Origin of the sequence: Mesorhizobium ciceri biovar biserrulae (genome assembly GCF_001618845.1) — a bacterium.
GTDB lineage: Bacteria > Pseudomonadota > Alphaproteobacteria > Rhizobiales > Rhizobiaceae > Mesorhizobium > Mesorhizobium ciceri.
In genome coordinates this window covers 2,008,730-2,029,997 of sequence record NZ_CP015064.1, presented here as the reverse complement: position 1 = coordinate 2,029,997, position 21,268 = coordinate 2,008,730, and the positions used below count along the sequence as shown (strand labels likewise).

The following is a 21,268-nucleotide window of genomic DNA, read 5'->3' as shown; positions in this document are numbered from 1 at the left end:
TTCTAATGTTTCACATGCCACGGGAGACCCCGAGCCATCGTCGGGACCTTTGCACGCCGCGGCCGGCGCGGGCCTACATGCCCTGATAGACCGGGCCTTCTCCGCCTTGCGGCGGCACCCAGTTGATGTTCTGGTTCGGGTCCTTGATGTCGCATGTCTTGCAGTGGACGCAGTTCTGCGCGTTGATGACGAAGCGCACATCCTTGGCCGTGGGATCGGCGGCGGCGTTGCCGTCTTTGTCGACCCACTCGTAAACCCCGGCCGGACAATAGCGCGTCGAGGGGCCCGCAAAGACATCGTGCTCGGAACGCTTCTGCAGCTCCATGTCGCCGACAAGCAGGTGGACCGGCTCGTTTTCCTCGTGATTGGTGTTGGACAGGAACACCGAGGACAGCCTGTCGAAGGTCAGCACGCCATCGGGCTTCGGATAGGCGATCTTCTTGTGCCGGGCGGCAGGCTCGAGCGTTGCATAGTCGGCCTTGCCATGCTTCAGCGTGCCGAAGGGCGAGACACCGAACAGCGTGTTCAGCCACATATCGAGACCGCCAAGGCCGACACCGACGATGGTGCCGAAGCGCGACCACAGCGGCTTGACGTTGCGCACCTTCTTCAGATCCTTGCCGATGTCGGTCGCGCGCCAGGCTTCCTCGTAAGAAGCGAGTTCGTCGTTGGCGCGCCCGGCGCCGATCGCCTCGGCGACATGCTCGGCCGCCAGCATGCCAGACAGCACCGCATTGTGCGAACCCTTGATGCGCGGCACGTTGACGAAGCCCGCGGCACAGCCCATCAGCGCACCGCCGGGGAAGGACAATTTCGGCACCGACTGCCAGCCGCCCTCTGTGATGGCGCGCGCGCCATAGCCCAGCCGCTTGCCGCCTTCGAACGTAGCCGCGATCGCCGGATGGGTCTTGAAGCGCTGGAATTCCTCGAACGGCGACAGCCAGGGATTCTTGTAATTGAGATGGAGGACGAAGCCGACCGCCACCTGATTGTCCTCGAGATGGTAGAGGAACGAGCCGCCGCCGGTCTTCAAGTCAAGCGGCCAGCCGAAGGAATGCTGGACCAGCCCCGGCCGGTGGTTCTCCGGCTTGACCTGCCAGAGTTCCTTCAGGCCGATGCCGTATTTGCCCGGTTCGCGGCCATCGGAAAGCTTGTATCTGGCGATCAGTTGCTTGGCGAGCGAGCCGCGAGCGCCCTCCCCGATCAGCACATATTTGCCCATCAGCGCCATGCCGGGTGCGAAACCCGGGCCGTGCGTTCCGTCCTTCTCGACGCCCATGTCGCCGGTGACGACGCCGGTGACGGCGCCTTGCTCATTGTAGAGCAGGCCGGCAGCGGCAAAGCCCGGATAGATCTCGACGCCGAGCGCTTCGGCCTTGGTCGCCAGCCAGCGGCAGACATTGCCCAGCGAAACGATGTAGTTGCCGTGATTGTTCATCAGCGGCGGCATGAAAATGTTGGGCAGACGGAACGAGCCGGCAGGACCAAGGACCAGGAAATGATCCGCGGTGACCGGCGTCTTGAAGGGATGGCCGTCCTCGTCGCGCCAGCCCGGCAAGAGCCGGTCGATGCCGATCGGATCGACGACGGCGCCGGAGAGAATATGGGCGCCGACCTCACCGCCCTTCTCCAGGACGACGACCGAAAGCTCGGGATTGACCTGCTTGAGGCGGATGGCGGCGGCGAGGCCCGCCGGCCCGGCACCGACGATAACCACGTCGAATTCCATGCTTTCGCGTTCGATGTCGCTCATCAACCCCTCCGCACTGGCTTATCCCATTCGGGTATCTTGCTGGCTCCCGCGCTGCATAGCGCATCAATTGACGACAGGAAACCGGCGCATACGTGACAATGCCGTTTTGGCCAAAAAGTCGCGCATTGCGAGGCTGGAAGACTGCTTTTCTCCTGGCATTGCCTGCGGGGCGCGCGTTTTTAATTGTTCGACGGCTTGCTTATCGGCCATACTTCACGCCATGCGCTTTCCTGGGCCAGCCGGCTTTTCATCGACGCGCTTTCTTTTCCCGCCCGGCCGGATCCGCCGGGCGCTCCTTTGGGCCCTTCTGATGCTGGCGCCGCATCACGCTGCCGCCGACGAAGTGAAGGTCTGGGCGGCGGGCGCCTACTCCTTCTCCGACGAGCTGGGCGGCTTCCACATCACCGGAGCCTCGGGCATCGGCACAAAGGACGATCCGTTCGTCATCACCGAAGAGCTGACTTCGTCAACGCCGGTGACGCTGACGATCCGCACGACAAAGCCGATCCAGGCCTTCGGCAAGGCCGGCGAATTCGCCAACGGCATGATGTATATGCGCATCGAGGTGCTCAACAACAGCGGCCAGGCCTGGGTCGAATTCCAGTTCGAATTGCAGGAGATCCTGAACCAGCCGAGCGTGTTCGGCGACGGGCTTTCCTTCGACCAGCGCAACAAGACGCCGGACAATATCCGGTCGAGCAATTTCGCCGATTTCGATCGCGATTTCGAACCCTATGACCGGCTGCTGTTCAGGAATGGCAAGGTCGACCCGCTGAAAACCGCCAGCTTCGAATTCCTGATGACCGACTACACGCCCAGATGGACCTTCTACCTGGTGCAGGATCCGCGCATACCAACGGGCTGACACGATAGGAATTTTTTCTTGACTCGGTGAGATCAGCTATGGTACATTTTTGCCTATGGTGCTGAGTTGCGCCAGTGACCCGCCGCACAGGCGGGTTTTTCGTTTGATGCTCCGTCAGCCAACGCGCCGGCGAGAGGCTCCGAAGGAACCCAAGCTGCCAGCCTTGCAAATTGCCGCCACGCGGACGAATGTGAATCGATGACTGCCGCTTCCCCAACCAACAGACCTGATATCGCCGACCTGCTGGCGTTTTACGCCAGCGTGGGCGTCGACGAGGCGCTCGAAGAGCAGCCGGTGAACCGGTTCGCCGAGGTTGCGCCAAAGCCGATGGAGCGCGCGCCGATCGCAGCGCCTTCGGGTAGCACCGCCGCACCGCTGCGCTCGACGACCGTGTCCCGCGGCGAAGCCGGGGACAGAGCAAATGCACCACCCGTTGCGCGGTCGCCGTCTGCGACGACTGCGGTTCCCGACGAAGCGCAGGCGGCACTTGCCCGCCAATTGGCGACCACAGCAACGACGCTGGACGAGCTTCGCCAGCATATGGCGGCGTTCGAGGGCTGCAATCTCAAGGCCACCGCCAAGAACCTGGTGTTTGCCGACGGCAACCCGGAAGCCGCCGTCATGCTGGTCGGCGAGGCGCCCGGCCGCGACGAGGACATCGAGGGCCTGCCCTTCGTCGGCCGCTCGGGCCGGCTGCTCGACCGCATGCTGGCCGCGATCGGGCTCGACCGCACTTCAGCCTATATCGCCAATGTCATTCCCTGGCGGCCGCCGGGCAATCGCACGCCGACGCCGCACGAAACCGAGATCTGCCGGCCGTTCATCGAACGGCAGATCGAGCTGGTCAATCCCAAGGTGCTGATCAACCTTGGCGGCCCGTCGGCCAAGACCTTGCTCAACACCTCGGAAGGCATATTGCGGCTGCGCGGCAATTGGCGCGTTCACACGACGGCATCCGGCATCGCCATCCCGGCCATGCCGACGCTGCATCCGGCCTATCTCCTGCGAACCCCGTCGCATAAGAAGCTGGCGTGGCGGGATTTCCTCGAAGTGAAGGCAAAGCTGCGAGCGCTCACCTAGCGATAACCTTGCAGGTAATTGAAATGCCGTCCTCACCAGCCTAACCATCCACTCATGACAACAGCCCAAACCTCCGCCGGCAGCCTCATTCGCGAATGGCGCACGCGCCGGCGCATGTCGCAGCTCGACCTCGCCATGGAGGCCGAAATCTCGCAGCGGCATCTGAGCTTCGTCGAAAGCGGCCGCGCCGCGCCCTCGCGCGACATGGTGCTGCATCTGGCCGAGCAATTGTCGATCCCGCTAAGGCAACGCAACCAGTTGCTGCTCGCCGCCGGCTTTGCCCCCAGTTTCGGCGAACGCTCGCTGACCGACACGACAATGGCACCGGCGATGGCGGCGGTCGAAATCGTGCTCAAAGGCCACGAGCCGTTCCCGGCACTCGCTGTCGACCGCCACTGGAACCTGGTTTCGGCCAACGCCGCCATCGCTCCCTTCCTTGCCGATGTCAGCGAGGCTTCGCTGCTGACGCCGCCGGTCAACGTGCTTCGCCTCAGCCTGCATCCCGGCGGCATCGCGCCACGCATCGTCAATCTTCAGGAATGGCGCACGCATCTGCTCGAGCGCCTGAAACACCAGAATGACGCGAGCGGCGACGCGGTGCTGATCGAACTCGAGCGTGAACTGAGGACTTATCCGTCCGGCCTGAGGAGCAACCGGCCGTCGCCGGTCGAGCCGAACGCCATCGTGCATCCGCTCAGGCTGGCGCATGGCGATCAGGTGCTGTCGTTCATCAGCACCATCACCGTGTTCGGCACGCCGCTCGACGTGACGCTTTCGGAACTGGCGATCGAATCGTTTTTCCCCGCCGACGAACAGACGAGGACGGTGCTGGTTCGGTTGGCGAAGGAGCGAGCCGAGCTGTCGTAATCACCCTTCAGGCAAAGATGCCTTGCGCGTGCGGGTGCGCTCCAGGCCGAGCTGGCGTTCGCGCCAGATGATGAAGATGCCGGCGGCGACGACGATCAGGCCGCCGACAAGCATATGGAGCGTGGCGACGTCGCCGAAGACGAGATAGCCGACGACGAGGCCTAGGATCATCGAGGTGTATTCGAACGGCGCCACGACCGAGGCTTCGGCATGGCGATAGGCCGCCGTCATCAGGATCTGGCCAAGGCCGCCGCAGAAGCCGGCGGCAACAAGAAGGGCCGCCTGGAGCGGCGTCAGCGCCTGCCAGCCGAATGGCAGCGACAGCAGCGACATGACGCTCGCCGTCACCGAAAACCACAGCACGATGGTCGCCGTACGCTCGCTTTGCACGAGATTGCGCACCAAGAGCATGGCGACGGCCGAGATCGCTGCCGCGACAAGAGCGGCCATGACGCCAAGCACTTCCTGGTCGTCGAGCGCCTGGTCGGAACTCAGCAGCGTCAGTTCCGGCCAGGAGATGATCAGCACGCCGACCAGGCCGACCGCGACCGCACTCCAGCGATACACGCGGATAGCCTCGCCGAGGAAGATGGAGCTGAACACCACCACCAGCAGCGGCTGCGCGTAGTTCAGCGTGATCGCTTCCGGCAGCGGCAGCCGGGTCAACGCGAAAAAGCCGAGCCCCATGGCGCAGACGCCGACCAGGCCGCGGGCGATGTGGTTGAACGGACGCTTGGTGGTGAAGGCAGTGCCGAGCTCTTTCCTGAAGGCCAGGAAGGCGATGATCGGGAAGATGGCGAAGAAAGAGCGGAAGAAGACAATCTGGCCGGCCGGAACCGTGCCTGCGGCTTTGATGCAGGTCTGCATGCCGACGAAGACCGCCACCGACACGATCTTGAGCATGATGCCGGTAAGCGTGTCGTGCCCGCCGGCATCATCGCTGGCTGTGGCCGAGGGGCTGCCGGGGCCCGCTGTCACGCTCCCGACGCTTCTCGGATCGTCGCCCAGATACGCGCCGGCGTTGCCGGCATGTCGATGTGCTTGACACCATAAGCGCGCCAGAGCGCGTCGGTCACCGCATTGAGTGCCGCCGGGGTCGAGCCGATGGTGCCGGCCTCGCCCGCGCCCTTGATGCCGAGTGCATTGGTCGTCGACGGCACGTTGCGGGTCTCGAAATGGAAGAACGGGAAATTGTCGGCGCGCGGCATGGCGTAATCCATGAAGCTCGCCGTCAAAAGCTGTCCGTCCTCGCCGTAGATAGTGTCCTCGGTCAGTGCCTGGCCGATGCCTTGCACGACGCCGCCATGCACCTGGCCGGCGAGCAGGATCGGGTTCACGGTGACGCCGAAATCGTCGACGATGGTGTAGCGGACAATCTCGGTCGCGCCGGTGTCGGGATCGATCTCGACCTCGCAGATGTGGGTGCCGTTGGGATAGGTGCATTCGTCCTGGACGAACTCGCCAAAGCCCTTGAGATCGTCAGGCGTCTTGGCGGCCTTGGCGATGCTGGAAAAATCGAGCGAGCGATCGGTGCCGACGATGCGGGCAACACCATCGGACAACTCGATGTCGCCGGCAGAAGCCTCGAGCTCGTCGGCGGCGATGCGCTTGATCTTGTTGGCCAGATCCTCGCCCGCGCGGGAAGCCGACACACCCCCCAGCGGAATGGAGCGCGAGCCGCCGGTGCCGCCGCCGGCCTTCAATTCATCGGTATCGCCCTGGCGGACATGGATTTTGTCGATGTCGAGATTGAGCTTTTCCGACAGGAACTGCGCATAGGCGGTGGCGTGTCCCTGTCCGTTGGTCTGGGTGCCGATCTTCAGCGTCACCGTGCCGTCGCCATTGAGTTCGACGAAGGCCGGCTCCGAGCCCGGAAAGGCACAGGCCTCGATATAGGTCGCCATGCCGAGACCGCGGATTTTTCCACCGGCCTTCGACTGCGCCAGCCGCTCCGGAAACGCTTTCCATTCGGATTGCTCAATGGCGCGCTCCATATGGCCTTCGAATTCACCGGTGTCGTAGAGGCGGCCGGTTTGCGTCCGGTAGGGAAATTGCTCCGGCCGGATGAAATTGCGGCGGCGGATCTCCTCGACGGGCAGGCCGAGATCGTGGGCGCAGGCATCGACCAGTTTTTCCAGCAGGAAGGCTGCTTCCGGCCGGCCGGCACCGCGATAGGCATCGACCGGGCAGGTGTTGGTGTAGAGGCCGGTCACCGAGACGTCGAGCGCCTGGATATCGTAGACACCGGTCGACATGGTGACGCCGATATAGGGGATGAACGGACCATATTGCGAGATATAGGCGCCGATGTTGGCGAGCAGGTCCACCTTCATGCCGAGAAAGCGGCCGTCCTTGTCCAGCGCCATCTCGGCCGTGACGAAATTGTCGCGGCCTTGCGCGTCGGTCAGAAAGTGTTCCGTGCGGTCGCCGGCCCATTTCACCGGGCGGCCAAGCCGCTTCGCCGCTTCCAGCACCAGCGGATATTCGCGGTAGACGAAGCTCTTCGGCCCGAAACCACCGCCGACATCTGGCGTGATGACGCGCAACTGGCCCTTCTTGATCTTGAACACGCTGGCCAGGATATACTGCATGGAGTGCACGCCTTGCGACCCGGTGGTCAGCACGAAGCGCTTCTCCTCGGCGTTCCATTCGCCGATCGCGGAGCGCGGCTCCATGTAGTTGCAGACCAGCCGGTTGTTGACGAACTCGATGCGGGTGACGTGTGCGGCCTTGGCGAAAGCCGCTTCTGTCTTTTTCCTGTCGCCCATGTGGTAGCTGAAGGCGCGGTTGGAACCGAGCTCCGGCCAGACCAGCGGCGTGCCTTCGGCAAGTGCATTTGCGGTCCCGGAGGCTGCGTCTTCGCCGTCATAGTCGACATCGATCAGTTCAGCGGCATCCTGCGCCAAGGCACGGCTGTCGGCGACGACGAAGGCAACGGCATCGCCGACATAGTTGACGCGGTCGCGGCACAGGATCGGGATGTCGCGCGTCGGCGCCTTGGTGCCGTCCGGCTGTTCCTGCATGACGCCGGATTTCAGATCGCCGAGATGGGCAAGGTCCTTGCCGGTCAGTACCAGATGGACGCCAGGTGCGGCCTTCGCCGCCTCGGTCGAACCGATGGTGAAGCTGGCCTTGGCGACCGGCGAACGCAGGACATAGCCATGCAGGACGCCAGCCGGCTGGATATCGTCGGTATAACGGCCCTGCCCCTGGATGAAGGCGGCATCCTCGCGCCGCAGCACGGATGCGCCCATGCCGAATTTCGGTGTGACGACGGTCATGGATGCCTCGTGATGATGACAGGAGAACGAACGCCTGAAATAGGCATTGCCTCAGTTTTGTCGAGGGGCCGTTTCGTGTAAAGAGCGCGGACTTCAAATTTCTTGGACCAGCGGACACAATCCGCCGCCAACGCAATCGACAGGAAAACCCACGGAATGCGCACGGACACCGGCCAGGTCTTCAAGCTCGAAGACTATCGCCCCAACGACTACCTCATTCCGCAAACCGACCTCACCTTCCGCCTTTCGCCAGACGCAACGCGTGTCACCGCCGTGCTCACGATAGAGCGCCGTGACGGCGTCTCCGGATCGGCTCCGTTGGTGCTCGACGGCGACGGGCTTACGCTCAAGCACATCGAGATCGACGGCAAGAAGGTAAAACCGGCGGATCTGCTGGCGACGCCCGACCAGTTGACCATCCTCAAGCCACCGGTGGCGCGGCGCTTCCAGTTGCTCATCGAGACCGAGGTGGCGCCGGCGGGCAACGAAGCCCTGATGGGCCTCTACCGCTCGAGCCACGTCTACTGCACGCAATGCGAAGCCGAGGGCTTTCGCCGCATCACCTATTTCCTCGACCGGCCCGATATCCTGTCCGTCTACACGGTGCGCATGGAGGCAATGCGCGACGAGGCGCCGCTGCTCCTGTCCAACGGCAACCCGCTCGAAAAGGGCGACCTCGGCGACGGCTGGCATTATGCCGTGTGGCACGACCCTTTCCCCAAGCCGTCCTATCTGTTCGCATTGGTGGCCGGCAATCTCGGCCGGCTCGCGGACAGTTTCGTCACCCTGTCCGGCCGCACGGTCGAGCTCGGCATCTATGTCGAGCCCGGCAAGGAGACGCTGGCCGGCTATGCGATGGACGCCCTGAAGCGGTCGATGAAATGGGACGAGGAGGCGTTCGGCCGCGAATACGATCTCGACGTCTTCAACATCGTCGCCGTGTCGGACTTCAACATGGGCGCGATGGAGAACAAGGGCCTCAACATCTTCAACGACAAATATGTGCTGGCCGACCGGGAGACCGCGACGGACGCCGATTTCGCCAATATCGAGGCGATCATAGCGCATGAGTATTTCCACAATTGGACAGGCAACAGAATCACTTGCCGCGACTGGTTCCAGCTCTGCCTGAAGGAAGGCCTGACCGTTTTCCGCGACCACGAATTCTCCGCCGACCAGCGCTCGCGCGCGGTCAAGCGCATCGCCGAAGTGCGCACCTTGCGCGCCCACCAGTTTCCAGAGGACCAGGGCCCACTGGCGCATCCGGTGCGGCCGCGCCGCTACCGCGAGATCAACAATTTCTACACCGCGACGGTCTACGAGAAGGGCTCCGAAGTGGTGCGCATGATCCGCACAATTCTCGGTGCCGACGTGTTTCGCGCCGGCATGGACCTCTATTTCGAGCGGCACGACGGTGACGCGGCGACGATCGAGGATTTCATCAAGGTGTTCGAGGATGCGTCCGGCCGCGACCTGTCGCAGTTCGCGCTCTGGTATCATCAGGCGGGAACGCCGAACCTGACGATCAGTTCGACGCACAATCCAGCCGCGCAGGAGTTCACGCTCGAAATCGAGCAGTCGGTGCCGCCGACACCCTCCGAAAGCCGCAAGCGGCTGATGCACATCCCGCTCGCTTTCGGGCTGATCGGCGCCGGCGGCAAGCCTGTGCCGTATAGTAGCGTCGAGGGCGCCAGCGTCGAGGACGGCGTCATCCATATCCGCAAGCGTCGCCACATGGTGCGGTTTTCAGGCGTCACCGAGCGCCCGGCCGTGTCGCTCAACCGCGGCTTTTCGGCGCCGGTGACATTGTCCGTCGAGCAGAAAGCCGACGACCAGTTCTTCCTTGCCCGCCATGACAGCGACGCCTTCTCGCGCTGGCAGGCTTTCAACACATTGCTGACCGATGCGCTGATATCAGCGTTCCGCGAGATCCTCGGCGGCAAGCAGCCGGCCTTTGCGCCGCGGCTGACCGAGCTCGCCGGCAGCATTGCCGGCGACGAGACGCTGGAGCCGGCCTATCGGGCATTGGCGCTGGCCCTGCCCGGCGAAGCCGACATTGCCCGCGACATCGGCAGGAACATCGACCCCGATGCCATCTATGCGGCTCGCGAGGCACTGGCGCTGGCGATCGGCACTGCGAACCGGGACGTTTTTTCGGGCCTCTACCTCAGCCTTGCCGACAGAGAAGCGTTCAGCCCCGACGCGGCAAGCGCCGGACGACGCGCCTTGCGCAACACCCTGCTGGATTATCTGTCGCTGCAGCCGGGCGGAGCGGAACTCGCTGCCGGGCATTTCCAGTCCGCGACCAACATGACCGACCGCGCGGCAGCACTTGCCGTGCTCGCGCATCGTCACCACGGTTCGCCCGAGGCGGTCGAGGCGCTGGCGGCTTTCGAGACCACCTACGGGTCCGACCCGCTGATCATGGACAAATGGTTCCAGATCCAGGCCAGCGTACCGGGGCCGCAAACCGTCGACACCGTGAAGGCCTTGACCAACCACCCGGCCTTCTCGATGGGCAATCCGAACCGGGTGCGCTCGCTGATCGGCACCTTTTCCAGCGCCAATCAGACCGGCTTCCACCGGGCCGACGGCGAAGGCTACTGGTTCTTTGCTCAAACCGTCCTCGAGGTTGAAAAGCGCAACCCGCAAGTGGCGGCAAGACTGGCGACGGCGCTCAGATCCTGGCGTTCGCTCGAACCCTTGCGGCAGGCGAAGGCCAGGGAAGCGCTGCTCTCGATCGCCGGCGCCGAAAACCTGTCGGCGGATCTGCGGGATATTGTCGAGCGCACGCTGGCTTAGCCGCTCTCTTCCTTCTCCCCTTGTGGCAGAAGGGAGATCCGTGCACGCCGCCAAGCTGGTGAATTTCAACCAGGACCTGCCAGCAGCGGCTTCCGTTAGGCGCTGCGCCAGCGAAAGCCCATTATTTTAGTCGATTTTTAATCTTTTTTCGCCGGACCACTGGACAAGGCGAATCACCTTTGATTCTTTACTGACGATTCGGAAGTGCGGCGTTTGCCGGATCACCAAGCAGCATAGGCAAATTCGGGGAGTGCCATTTATGGCGAAGGCGGACGCGTGGGGCGCGCCCGGAGGGACGGTTTTTGCGCATCGTGAGACGCGCGGCGACGGTCTTGCCGGGAATACGCGACTCATCGCCGAACCGGCCTACCGGCGGCTTCTGGCCGCCGAGCCGCTGCTGCGCCGATCAATACCCGTCCTCATCATCACCTTCCTGATCGTCATCGCGGCGTTGCGCGTGCTGTCGCTGATGAACGAGCGCGACGATGTCGAGCGCAATGCCAAGGCGATCCTGACGCTGGCGGCGGGCCAGCTGGCCAGTTCGCTCGCCACCACCTCGGAAACGGTGCCTGGCGCCATACAGGATCTACTGGAGACCACCAGCCGTCAGGGCGCGATGGGCCGCAGCCATGTGCTTGTCATCACCGACAGCGCTTTCAAGATCGTCGCGGTGACGCCACGCTCGATGCCATGGCAGGGCCATTCTCTGGACGGCCTCGTCGAGGGCGGCCAGCCCTTGTTCATGTTCGGCGATCGTGCCGGCGTCATGGACGTCAACATCGACGGACGGGATTGGTACGCCGCGGTCAGCCTCGCGAATGGCGGAAAGGGTGCATCGGCGGCCCTGGTGCCACAGGACGCGGTTTTCGATGCCTGGCGCAAGACCGTTTCGCTGAACGTCACCCTGTTCGTGCTGACGGCCGGTGTGCTGATCGTCATCCTCTATGCCTATTTCGGCCAGGCGGCACGTGCGCAGGCGGCCGACCGCATCTACCTCGAAGCGCATCAGCGCATCGACATGGCGCTGGTTCGCGGCCGCTGCGGCCTGTGGGACTGGGACATGGTGCGCGGCAAGATGTACTGGTCGCGCTCGATGTACGACATGCTCGGCTACAAGCCTTGCGAAACGATGCTGTCCTTCGGCGAGGTCGATCAGATCATCCATCCCGAGGACGGCGACCTGTTCGAGCTCGCCAACAGAATCGTCGCACGCGAGATCGATCACATCGATCAGGTGTTCCGCATGCGCCATGCCGATGGCCAATGGGTCTGGATGCGCGCACGGGCACAGGTCATCGATCCGGAAGCGCCGGAGATCCAGCTGATCGGCATCGCCGTCGACGTCACCGAACAGCGTCATCTGGCGCTGCGTTCCGAGGCTGCCGACCTTCGCCTCAGAACGGCGATCGAGAACATCAACGAATCCTTCGTGCTGTGGGATTCGACGCAGCGCCTGATCATGTGCAATTCCAAATACCAGCAGGACAACGGGCTTTCGGACCGCGACGTGATGCCGGGCACCGCGCGCGCGGCGCTGGAAGAACGCATGCTGGCCTTTGCTTCCGAAAGGCGGCTTGCCCACACCAGCGGCCTGCAGGGCGGCGCCACTTTCGAGCGGCAGTTGGCCGATGGCCGCTGGCTGCAGGTCAACGAACTGAAGACCCGGGACGGCGGCATCGTCTCGGTCGGTTCCGACATCACCCAGATCAAGCTGCACCAGGAGAAGCTGGTCGACAGTGAGCGACGGCTGATGGCAACGATCCATGATCTCAGCCTCGCGCGACGGGCCGAAGAGGAGCGTTCGCGCGAACTGGTCGACCTCAACCGCAAATACATGAAGGAAACCGAACGGGCCGAAGCGGCGAACCGGGCCAAATCCGAATTCCTGGCCAACATGTCGCATGAGTTGCGCACGCCGCTGAACGCCATCATCGGCTTCTCCGAACTGATGGAACAAGGGCTGTTCGGCCCGCTCGGATCGGAGCGCTACGAGGAATATGCCACCGACATCAACAGCAGCGGCAAGTACCTGCTGGGCGTCATCAACGATATTCTCGACATGTCCAAGATCGAGGCCGGCCAGTTCTCTCTGGACCGGGAAGAGATCGACCTCGGCCCGCTGATCAGCGAAACCGTACGCGTCGTTTCGCTGCAGGCGGCGCAAAAGGCCATCACCGTGGAAACGCGCATTGCCGATGCGCTGACGCTGGTCGCCGATCGCCGTGCGATCAAGCAGATCGTCATCAACCTTTTGTCCAATGCGGTGAAGTTCACCGGCCAGGGCGGCCACATATCGGTCAGGGCCCGCAACACATCCGGCGCGCTGGTGCTGACGATCGAGGACAATGGCTGCGGCATCCCCAAGGAGGCGCTCGGAAAGCTCGGACGGCCGTTCGAACAGGTGCAGAACCAGTTCTCCAAGAGCCATGCCGGGTCCGGCCTTGGCCTTGCCATCTCACGTTCGCTGGCCGAGCTTCAGGGCGGCGCGCTGAAGATCCGGTCGAGCGAAGGTGTCGGCACTATCGTGTCGGTGCGCATTCCGGTGAAGAAGAGCGTGCTGGCCGTCAAGGTTGCAGCGTGAAGTTTTTATCACCATCCCAGGCCTGATCCACCTCGTGGACGCGAGGTGAAACGCTTTGACAAAGTTATCTATTTTATCTATTTTGGATAAAAAAGAAAGGCCTTGTCATGCGAGTGACTTCAACGGAATTCCAGCAGAATGTCGGGCGTTTTCAGGATGCTGCCCAGCGTGCGCCGGTCGCAATCACAAAGAATGGCCGGACCCACACGGTACTCCTGTCGGCGGCGATGTTCGAGGTCTTGGTCAAGGGACGGGTCGCCCGTCCTGTGGAAGAGCTGGACGACGAGACGCTTAACGCCATCGCCGAAAGCGCGGTATCGAGCGAATATGCCGGGCTTGATGCAATGCTCAAAGACTGGACACCGTGAGCCTGCCCAAACCTATCCCGGGTCTGGTGATTTCCTATTCTTACCTCTGGGTGAGAGAACACGAAAAGGGTGCCGAAGAAGGTCGCAAAAAACCGACCATGCGCCATTGTCGCCGCGCGCCGGGTCGTGGAGGGCCGTGAAGTCATAACGGTCGTTCCGGTCACACACTCGCCACCAGCTGATCCTGCCGATGCAGTAGAAATACCTGCGCCCCTCAAAGCCTATCTCGGCCTCGATGACACGCCATCATGGATCGTCGTCACCGAAACCAATCATTTCCTCTGGCCGGGTCCCGATCTCAGGCCTATCGCGGGGAGCAAACCGTCCCGATTCGACTATGGCATGCTGCCGCCGCGTTTCTATGCCTATCTGCGCGACCGGATTTTGCAGTCTCACGCAAGCCGGGCGCTGCAGCAGATTCGGCGAACAGAGTAGCTGCATGAGACTGGAGGACCACGAAACGTCCCCGATTCCAAGGGACGATCGCTTCCCGGTCATCCCGTACGAAGCAAAAGGTGGAAGTCTTTCCTGACCTTCTGCGACGTCTCCTTGAGGTGTGCTTCCAGCACACCGAAATCCGGCAGGTCGGTCACCGCCAGAAGCAGATCCGAAAGCCCCGGCGGAACGTCGTCGCGCTCGAAGGCTCCGGTAAGGCACAGCCGCGTCATCTGGGTCAGCGCCAGATAGAGCGCATAGGCGTCGAAAAGCTCCTGCCTCGCCCCGGCATTGGCGAAGCCCGGTGACAGGCGCGAAAGGATTTCGGCGGTACCGGTAACGCGCGGCCCGGCGCCTACCTGCCCGGTGATGACGGCCACTTGGGCGATGAATTCGAGATCGATGAGGCCGCCGGGGATCAGCTTGATGTCCCACAGGTCGCGCGGCGGCTTTTCCTTTTCGATCATGGCGCGCATCTCCGAGGCCTCGGCCATCACCTTTGCGGCGTCGCGCGGCTGACCAAGCACCGCCGCCACTTCCGCTTCAACCTCACTGCACAGGCTGGCGTCGCCGGCTATGGCGCGGGCCCGGGCCAGCGCCATGTGTTCCCAGGTCCAGGCCTCCTGGCGCTGATATTTCTTGAAGGCATCGATATGGGTGGCCACAGGACCCTTGTTGCCGGATGGCCGCAGGCGCAGGTCGAGTTCGTAGAGCACGCCCTCCGCCGTCGGCGCCGACACAGCCGCGATCAGCCGCTGCGTCATGCGGGTGTAGTAATGCGAAGGCGCCAGCGGCTTGCCGCCATCGGACTCCTCGGCGTCCGGCGCGTGGTCATAAAGCAGGATCAGGTCGACATCCGATCCGGCGGTCAGCTCGCGGCTGCCGAGCTTGCCCATGCCGAGCAGCGAAACCACGCCGCCGGCAATGGTGCCGTGGCGCGCCGCGAATTCGGCCGTCACCGCCTGCAACGCAGCCTCGATGGTGAGATCCGCCAGATCGGAGAAGGCGCGGCCGGCGCGCGCCGGATCGATCGAGCCGGCGAGCAGCCGGACGCCGATCAGGAATTTCTGCTCGGAAGCAAAAATGCGCAGCCGGTCGAGCACGTCCTCATAAAGCCGGTCGCCCTCGACAAAGGCGGAAAGCCGTGCCGACAGATAGGCGCGGTCCGGTAGCTCCGTCAGCAAGGCCGGGTCGAGCAGACCATCGAAGACATGCGGCCGGCGGGTGATGATCGCCGCCAGCCGGGGCGCCGCACCCATGATCGTTGCCAGGAGCTTGAGCAGGGCCGGATTGGACTGCAGCAGGGAAAACAGCTGGATGCCGGCCGGCAGGCCGGCGAGAAATTCGTCGAAGCGCATCAGCGCTTCGTCGGCCCGGCGCGTCTGGCCGAAGGAGCGCAGCAGAGCCGGCGTCAATTCCGTCAGCCGCTCGCGCGCCTCCGCCGACTGAGTGACGCGATAGCGACCGAAATGCCAGCCTCGGATGACGCGGCAGATGTCGCTTGGCCGCTGGAAGCCGAGGCCGTGCAAGGTCTGCAGCGTATCGGGATCGTCGACATCGCCGGTGAAGACGAGATTGCCGATGCCTGTCGAAAGTTCCGGTGCTGTTTCGAACAGTGCCGCGTAGTGGCGTTCGACCTGCTGCAGCGAGGCGCGAAACGCCTGGGAAAAGGCAGGAGCATCGGCAAAGGCGAGCATGCGGGCGATGCGCTCCAAGCCTTCATCATCTTCCGGCAGCGTGTGGGTCTGCTCGTCGGCAACCATCTGCACGGCATGTTCGACGCGGCGCAGGAACCAGTACTGGCGGGCGAGCGCATCGCGCGCCTCGATGGTGATCCAGCCGCGTGTCGCAAGCTCGCCGAGCATCGGCACGGTCTCGCGGCCACGCAGTTCAGGGAAGCGTCCGCCGGCGATAAGCTGCTGGGTCTGGACGAAGAATTCGATCTCGCGAATGCCGCCGCGCCCGAGCTTGACGTTGTGGCCCTTGACCGCGATCTCACCATGGCCCTTGTGGGCGTGGATCTGGCGCTTGATCGAATGGACGTCGGCAATCGCCGCGTAGTCCATGTATTTGCGCCAGATATAGGGCTGAAGCTCCTTGAGGAAGGCAGCGCCCGCTGCCAGATCGCCGGCCACCGGACGTGCCTTGATCATGGCGGCGCGCTCCCAGTTCTGGCCGCGCGCCTCATAGTAGCGCAGTGCCGCCTCGACCGGGATCGCCAGCGGTGTCGAGCCGGGGTCGGGGCGCAGCCTCAGATCGGTGCGGAAGACATATCCGTGCTCGGTGCGGTCCTGCAGGATGCGAACCAGGCGGCGCGTCAGCCGCGAAAACAATTCGGTGGCGTCGAGCGGGTCGACGACCGCCGGTGCTTCCGGATCGAAGAAAACCACCAGATCGATGTCCGAGGAAAAATTCAGCTCATGTGCCCCGAGCTTGCCCATACCGAGCAGGATCCAACCCGACTGTTTCGACGGGTTGTCGACATCCGGCAGTTTGAGTTTGCCCTGGCCGTGCGCGTCGCGCAGCAGGAAGTCGACGGCGGCACGGGTACAGGCGTCAGCGAGGTCGCTCAACCGCCGGACCGTCAGCGCCGTTTCGGCCTCGCCGGCAAGATCGGCCAGCGCAATGAGGAAATGCGCCTCCGCCTTCCACTGGCGCAGCTCCATCATCAAGCCGGATTCCGAAAGGGTTTCCGCCAAATGCGCCTGGTCTATGGCGGCGCCGATCGCTTTCAGCCGAGCCTCGATTGTCTGCTCGAACAGCCCGTCCAGGATTTGCGGCCGGCGACGTGCCGTATCGCGCAGGAACGGCGACAGATCGAAGACGGCGGCGAGGAAATCCTGGCCCTCCCCCTTGCCGGCCAGAAACTTGGCCAGCCGCGTCAGCCCTTCTTCGCGCGCGGCGGAACCGATCTCGGCCAGTTCCAACCGCGCACGGTCCTTGTCCAGCGGAACAAGCCTGGCCGCCGGCTTCAGCAGCCAATCTTTCGCTCTCGCAGCCGTGCTCATCAGTGATCCTCCCGAACCGGGAAACTCATGACCACGGATAATCCAGGATTGCCAGGCAAGAGTTCAAGCCGGCCATTGTGGAATGTCATGACGGCCTTGGCGAGGCTGAGGCCAAGACCGGAACCCGGTTGCGAACGGCTCTTCTCCAGCCGCACGAAACGTTCCGTGGCACGCGCGCGGTCGCCATCGTCGGGAATGCCGTGGCCATTGTCGGCAACCGACAGGCGAACGTCCGCACCGGTTCGCTCGAGCGTGACGCGCACCGCCGGCTGGGCATTGGCGCCGGTGGAATATTTGATGGCGTTGTCGACGATGTTCGACAGCGCCTGACCGATCAGTTCGCGGTTGCCGTTGACGGACACCGCCTCGTGCGCGTCTGCTTCCAGCGACACGCCTGCCTCTTCCGCCACCGGCTCATAGAGCTCGACGACATCGCGTACGGCTTCCGCAAGATCGACGCGGTTCGTATTTTCAGACGAGTAGCCAGCCTCCAGCCTGGAAATCATCAGGATGGCGTTGAAGGTTTTTATCAACTGGTCCGACTCGGCAATGGTGCCTTCCAGCGCCTGCCGGTAGTCGGTGGGCTTTTGCTTGCCCGAAAGCGTCGCTTCGGCCCGGTTGCGCAGCCGGGTCAGCGGCGTCTTCAGATCATGCGCGATGTTGTCGGAAACCTGCTTCAAGCCTTCGTTGAGCGTGGCGATCCGGGCCAGCATGGCATTGAGATTTTCGGAGAGCCGGTCGAACTCGTCGCCAACCCCCGTCACCGGCAGCCTGCCCGACAGATCGCCGCCCATGATGCGACGGCTGGCTTCCGACACGCTGTCGATGCGCTTCAGCGCAGCGCGGCCGACAAAAAACCAGATCAGCAATCCGCCCAGCCCCATCATGCCGAGCGCCAGCATCAGCGCACGGCGGATGACGGCACGAAACCGTTCCGGCTCGCCAAGGTCGCGGCCGACCAGCATGATCATCTGGTTCGGCAGCCGCAGCACCAGCGCAATGGCGTTGTGGCCTTTTTCGCCCTGCGCCTGCGCATCGTTCTGCTCGGATTGGGTGGTGGTACCCTGCTCGGCGGGAAGGTTGCGCAGGCGCTCGAGCTCTCCCTCGCCAAAGCGCTGATAAGAGAACGGACTGCTGGTCCAGCCTTCGGTTTCGAGAACGCCAGGTTCGAGGCTCTGCACATTGCCGGTCAGGATCTGGCCGTTGGCGTCGGCGATCAGGTAAAGGTTTGCGCCGGGCTGGCGCGAGCGCGCTTCGACCACGCGGACCAGTACCGGCAGGCCGCCGCGCTGATAGGCGCGGGCAAGGCCGAGCACTTCGTCATTGATGGTCTCCTGCGTCTGCGCGGTCAGCATTCGCGCCGACAGCGAGGTCATGTAGAAGACGAGCGCCACCGCGCAGAGCGCGAAGAGCAGGAAATAGAGCGCCGAAAGCCGCGCTGCCGTCGTCTTCATGATGGCTGGCACGGAAAGAGCCATGCCGCAGCTAACCACTCTTCAGCATATAGCCGGCGCCGCGAACCGTATGCAGGATGGGCTTGTCGAAGCCCTTCTCGATCTTGCCACGCAGCCGGGAGACATGGACGTCGATGACATTGGTCTGCGGATCGAAATGGTAGTCCCAGACATTTTCCAGCAGCATGGTGCGCGTCACCACCTGGCCGGCATGCCGCATCAGATATTCGAGCAAGCGGAACTCACGCGGCTGCAGCGTTATCTCGCGTGACGCACGGCGGACCGAATGCGACAGCCTGTCGAGTTCGAGATCGCCGACGCGGTAGACGGTTTCCGCTTCCTTGGCACTGGCGCGCCGGTTCAGCACCTCGACGCGGGCGAGAAGCTCGGAGAAGGCATAGGGCTTTGTCAGGTAATCGTCGCCGCCGGCGCGCAAACCCGTGACCCGGTCATCGACCTCGCCGAGCGCCGACAGGATCAGCACCGGCGTCGTGTTGCCCCTGGACCTGAGACCGGCAATGACCGACAGGCCGTCGCGACGCGGCATCATCCGGTCGATCACCATCACGTCGTAGTCGCCGGCGTCGGCGAGCGCAAAGCCGGTTTCGCCGTCACCGGCGACATGCGCGGTGTGACCGGCCTCGGCAAAGGCTTTCTGCAAGTAATCCGCAGCCTCGCGATCGTCTTCTATGACGAGAATCTTCATAGGGCTGTTATACGCGATTTCGCCGGAAGGTTGAGTGGCAGACATCTGCATTGTGGCCTTTGCCAAAGCGCATCGCGACCGAGATCGCTCGAAGCAGTGCGCGATAAAGCTGCTCGCTGCCGATGTCGGTGGCATCGGATCGTTGAAGCGCTTTTGAAATTGTGCGGCAGCGGGCGATGGAAAGCCCGCTGCCGCCGGGGGAAGGCGCGATGACTGACTAACGCGCGCTCCTCCATGCTTTCCCGTACGGCGGCTCGGGGGTGTTGAACCGGCGCACTGGAAAAGTCCAACTTGCCGCCGGAACGCCCTCACCCGCCTCGGAAGGCCGAGAGAACGCTCCGGAGCCGACCTCAGCCCTTGGCGACGGGCAGCGCGACGAAACGATTGGTGTCGTCGCGGGTGATCTGCATCAGCACCGCCTTGCGGCCGGATTTGACCGCTTCGGTCATCGCCTTGGTGACGTCGTCGGTGCCGTTCACTTCGGTCGAATTGACCGATGTGATGACGTCGCCCGGCTGGATGCCGCGATCGGCGGCATCGCTGTCAGGATCGACGTCGGTCACCACCAGCCCCTTGCCGTTTTCGGACTTGGTGACGGTCAGGCCGAGATCGGCCAGCGTGTCGGGCTTTGCCGGAGCGGCAGGCTGCGACTGGTCAACAGAGGCCTGCTTGTCGCTCGAGGGCAGTTTGCCGAGATCGACCTTGACCGTCTGGCTCTTGCCGTCGCGCCACACGGTGACGTCAACCGACTTGCCAGGCGAGTAGGCGCCGATCAGCCGTGCCAGTTCCTTCGGCGAAGCGACGTCCTTGCCGTTGACCTGGGTGATCACGTCACCGGCCGTGATGCCCGCCTTCTTGCCGGGACCATCGTCCTGGGCACTGGAAACCAGTGCGCCGTTGTTGGACTTCAGACCAAGCGACTCAGCGATGTCGGAGGTGACCGGCTGGATTTCGACACCGAGCCAGCCGCGCTGAACGGAACCGCTCTTCATCAGGTCCTGAACGACCTGCTTGGCGGTCGAAGCGGGAATGTCGAAGGCGATGCCGACGCTGCCGCCGGACGGCGAGAAGATCGCGGTGTTGATGCCGACGACCTGGCCGTTGAGGTTGAAGGTCGGGCCGCCAGAATTGCCGCGGTTGACCGATGCGTCGATCTGGATGAAGTCGTCATAAGGGCCAGCGCCGATGTCGCGGCCGCGGGCGGAGACGATGCCGGCGGTGACGGTGCCACCAAGGCCGAACGGATTGCCGACGGCCACCACCCAGTCGCCGACGCGAACCTTGGAGTCATCGGCGAAGTCGACATAGGTAAACTTGCCGACGCCATCGACCTTGAGCACGGCGAGATCGGTGCGCGGGTCGGTGCCGATCAGCTTGGCGTCGAGTTCCTTGCCGTCATTCATCACCACGGTGAAGGCCGAGCCTTCCGACACGACGTGGTTGTTGGTGACGAGATAGCCGTCATCCGAGATGAAGAAGCCGGACCCTTGTGCAACCGGCCGCGGCTGGTCGTTGTTGCGGTCGCGATGGCTGAAGCGCCTGTTGCCGCCACCCTGGCCGTCCTGATCACCAAAGCCGCGGAATTCCTTGAAGAAGCGGCGCAGTTGCGGATTGTTGGGCAGGTTGTTCATGCCATCCTGATCGTCGGACGGGTCGGAGCCGTCATCGGCGGCCGGGCTGATCTTGGCCTTGACCTTGACGCTGACAACAGCGGGAGAAACCCGCTCGACGACATCGGCGAAGCCCGGTACCTGCGGCGCCTCGACGCGCACGGCATCGGCCAGAACAGGGCTGGTTCCGCTGGTCAGCGCACCGACGCCGATCGCACCGGCCACGGCGACAGACGCGACGGCAGCCATGAGACGCTTGCTGGTGACGGAATATGAACGGGGGGCAATATTCATGGATCTCGTATCCTCTTTCCAAATGGACGCTGCTGATGGGCATCCTCAAGCAAGAGAATTAGAGTGGCGCACATTACAGCGCCATTTCCGACACATGAAACTTTGGTAATGTTTTGGGGTCGGGAGACGCACAAACCCGTTGGCCGCGATGCCCTATGCGCTAT

At 63.4% G+C, this 21,268-nt stretch carries 15 protein-coding genes; 7 read left to right on the top strand and 8 right to left on the bottom strand.

From position 1 onward, the window contains the following. Window positions 1–73 precede the first annotated feature (73 nt). Together A4R29_RS09030 and A4R29_RS34480 are read right to left on the bottom strand one after the other, a co-directional pair. Entirely contained in the window at window positions 74–1,753 is a 1,680-nt protein-coding gene (locus A4R29_RS09030; protein WP_013532620.1) for an electron transfer flavoprotein-ubiquinone oxidoreductase, read from the bottom strand. A 63-nt stretch (window positions 1,754–1,816) separates the two neighbouring features. Next, window positions 1,817–1,963, bottom strand: a complete 147-nt coding sequence (locus tag A4R29_RS34480) for a hypothetical protein (protein ID WP_155924989.1) — start codon at window positions 1,961–1,963, stop codon at window positions 1,817–1,819. Between the two features lie 10 nt (window positions 1,964–1,973). On the opposite strand from A4R29_RS34480, the gene A4R29_RS09025 reads away from it, so the two are divergent. The 3 genes from A4R29_RS09025 to A4R29_RS09015 all read left to right on the top strand — a co-directional run bounded on the left by A4R29_RS09025 (window position 1,974) and on the right by A4R29_RS09015 (window position 4,565). Further along, window positions 1,974–2,618 carry a hypothetical protein gene (locus A4R29_RS09025; RefSeq protein ID WP_063171747.1) on the top strand — a complete coding sequence of 215 codons (645 nt, stop codon included), beginning with the start codon at window positions 1,974–1,976 and terminating at the stop codon, window positions 2,616–2,618. Between the two features lie 198 nt (window positions 2,619–2,816). Further along, window positions 2,817–3,698, top strand: coding sequence for a uracil-DNA glycosylase (locus A4R29_RS09020; protein WP_063171746.1), 882 nt, complete (start codon window positions 2,817–2,819; stop codon window positions 3,696–3,698). Between the two features lie 54 nt (window positions 3,699–3,752). Beyond that, window positions 3,753–4,565, top strand: coding sequence for a helix-turn-helix domain-containing protein (locus A4R29_RS09015; protein ID WP_063171745.1), 813 nt, complete (start codon window positions 3,753–3,755; stop codon window positions 4,563–4,565). On the opposite strand, the gene A4R29_RS09010 is transcribed toward A4R29_RS09015, so the two are convergent. After that, a complete protein-coding gene (locus tag A4R29_RS09010) occupies window positions 4,566–5,468 on the bottom strand; it encodes a DMT family transporter (protein WP_244506971.1) in 903 nt (300 codons plus the stop codon). 71 nt (window positions 5,469–5,539) lie between these two features. Next, window positions 5,540–7,846 (bottom strand): xanthine dehydrogenase family protein molybdopterin-binding subunit, encoded by a 2,307-nt coding sequence (locus A4R29_RS09005; protein WP_063171744.1) that lies wholly within the window; start codon window positions 7,844–7,846, stop codon window positions 5,540–5,542. 156 nt (window positions 7,847–8,002) lie between these two features. On the opposite strand from A4R29_RS09005, the gene pepN reads away from it, so the two are divergent. From pepN to A4R29_RS08985, 4 genes are all read left to right on the top strand, one after another. Next, a complete protein-coding gene (gene pepN / locus A4R29_RS09000; protein WP_063171743.1) occupies window positions 8,003–10,648 on the top strand; it encodes an aminopeptidase N in 2,646 nt (881 codons plus the stop codon). Window positions 10,649–10,907: 259 nt separating this feature from the next. After that, window positions 10,908–13,229 carry a PAS domain-containing sensor histidine kinase gene (locus tag A4R29_RS08995; RefSeq protein ID WP_063171742.1) on the top strand — a complete coding sequence of 774 codons (2,322 nt, stop codon included), beginning with the start codon at window positions 10,908–10,910 and terminating at the stop codon, window positions 13,227–13,229. 107 nt (window positions 13,230–13,336) lie between these two features. Beyond that, window positions 13,337–13,597: a type II toxin-antitoxin system prevent-host-death family antitoxin gene (locus A4R29_RS08990; protein WP_013532628.1), complete on the top strand. Its 261-nt coding sequence runs from the start codon at window positions 13,337–13,339 to the stop codon at window positions 13,595–13,597. Window positions 13,598–13,666: 69 nt separating this feature from the next. Beyond that, window positions 13,667–14,032, top strand: a complete 366-nt coding sequence (locus A4R29_RS08985) for a hypothetical protein (RefSeq protein ID WP_244506934.1) — start codon at window positions 13,667–13,669, stop codon at window positions 14,030–14,032. Between the two features lie 59 nt (window positions 14,033–14,091). Here A4R29_RS08985 and A4R29_RS08980 read toward each other — a convergent pair whose 3' ends face one another. The 4 genes from A4R29_RS08980 to A4R29_RS08965 form a co-directional block, all read right to left on the bottom strand. Next, window positions 14,092–17,040, bottom strand: a complete 2,949-nt coding sequence (locus tag A4R29_RS08980; RefSeq protein WP_063171741.1) for a bifunctional [glutamine synthetase] adenylyltransferase/[glutamine synthetase]-adenylyl-L-tyrosine phosphorylase — start codon at window positions 17,038–17,040, stop codon at window positions 14,092–14,094. Then, a complete protein-coding gene (locus A4R29_RS08975; protein WP_013532630.1) occupies window positions 17,040–18,518 on the bottom strand; it encodes a sensor histidine kinase in 1,479 nt (492 codons plus the stop codon). Before A4R29_RS08975 ends, A4R29_RS08980 begins: the two co-directional genes overlap by 1 nt. A 7-nt stretch (window positions 18,519–18,525) precedes the next feature. Next, window positions 18,526–19,200 (bottom strand): response regulator transcription factor, encoded by a 675-nt coding sequence (locus A4R29_RS08970; RefSeq protein ID WP_023812818.1) that lies wholly within the window; start codon window positions 19,198–19,200, stop codon window positions 18,526–18,528. A 350-nt stretch (window positions 19,201–19,550) separates the two neighbouring features. Next, a complete protein-coding gene (locus A4R29_RS08965; RefSeq protein WP_063171740.1) occupies window positions 19,551–21,104 on the bottom strand; it encodes a Do family serine endopeptidase in 1,554 nt (517 codons plus the stop codon). Window positions 21,105–21,268 lie beyond the last annotated feature (164 nt).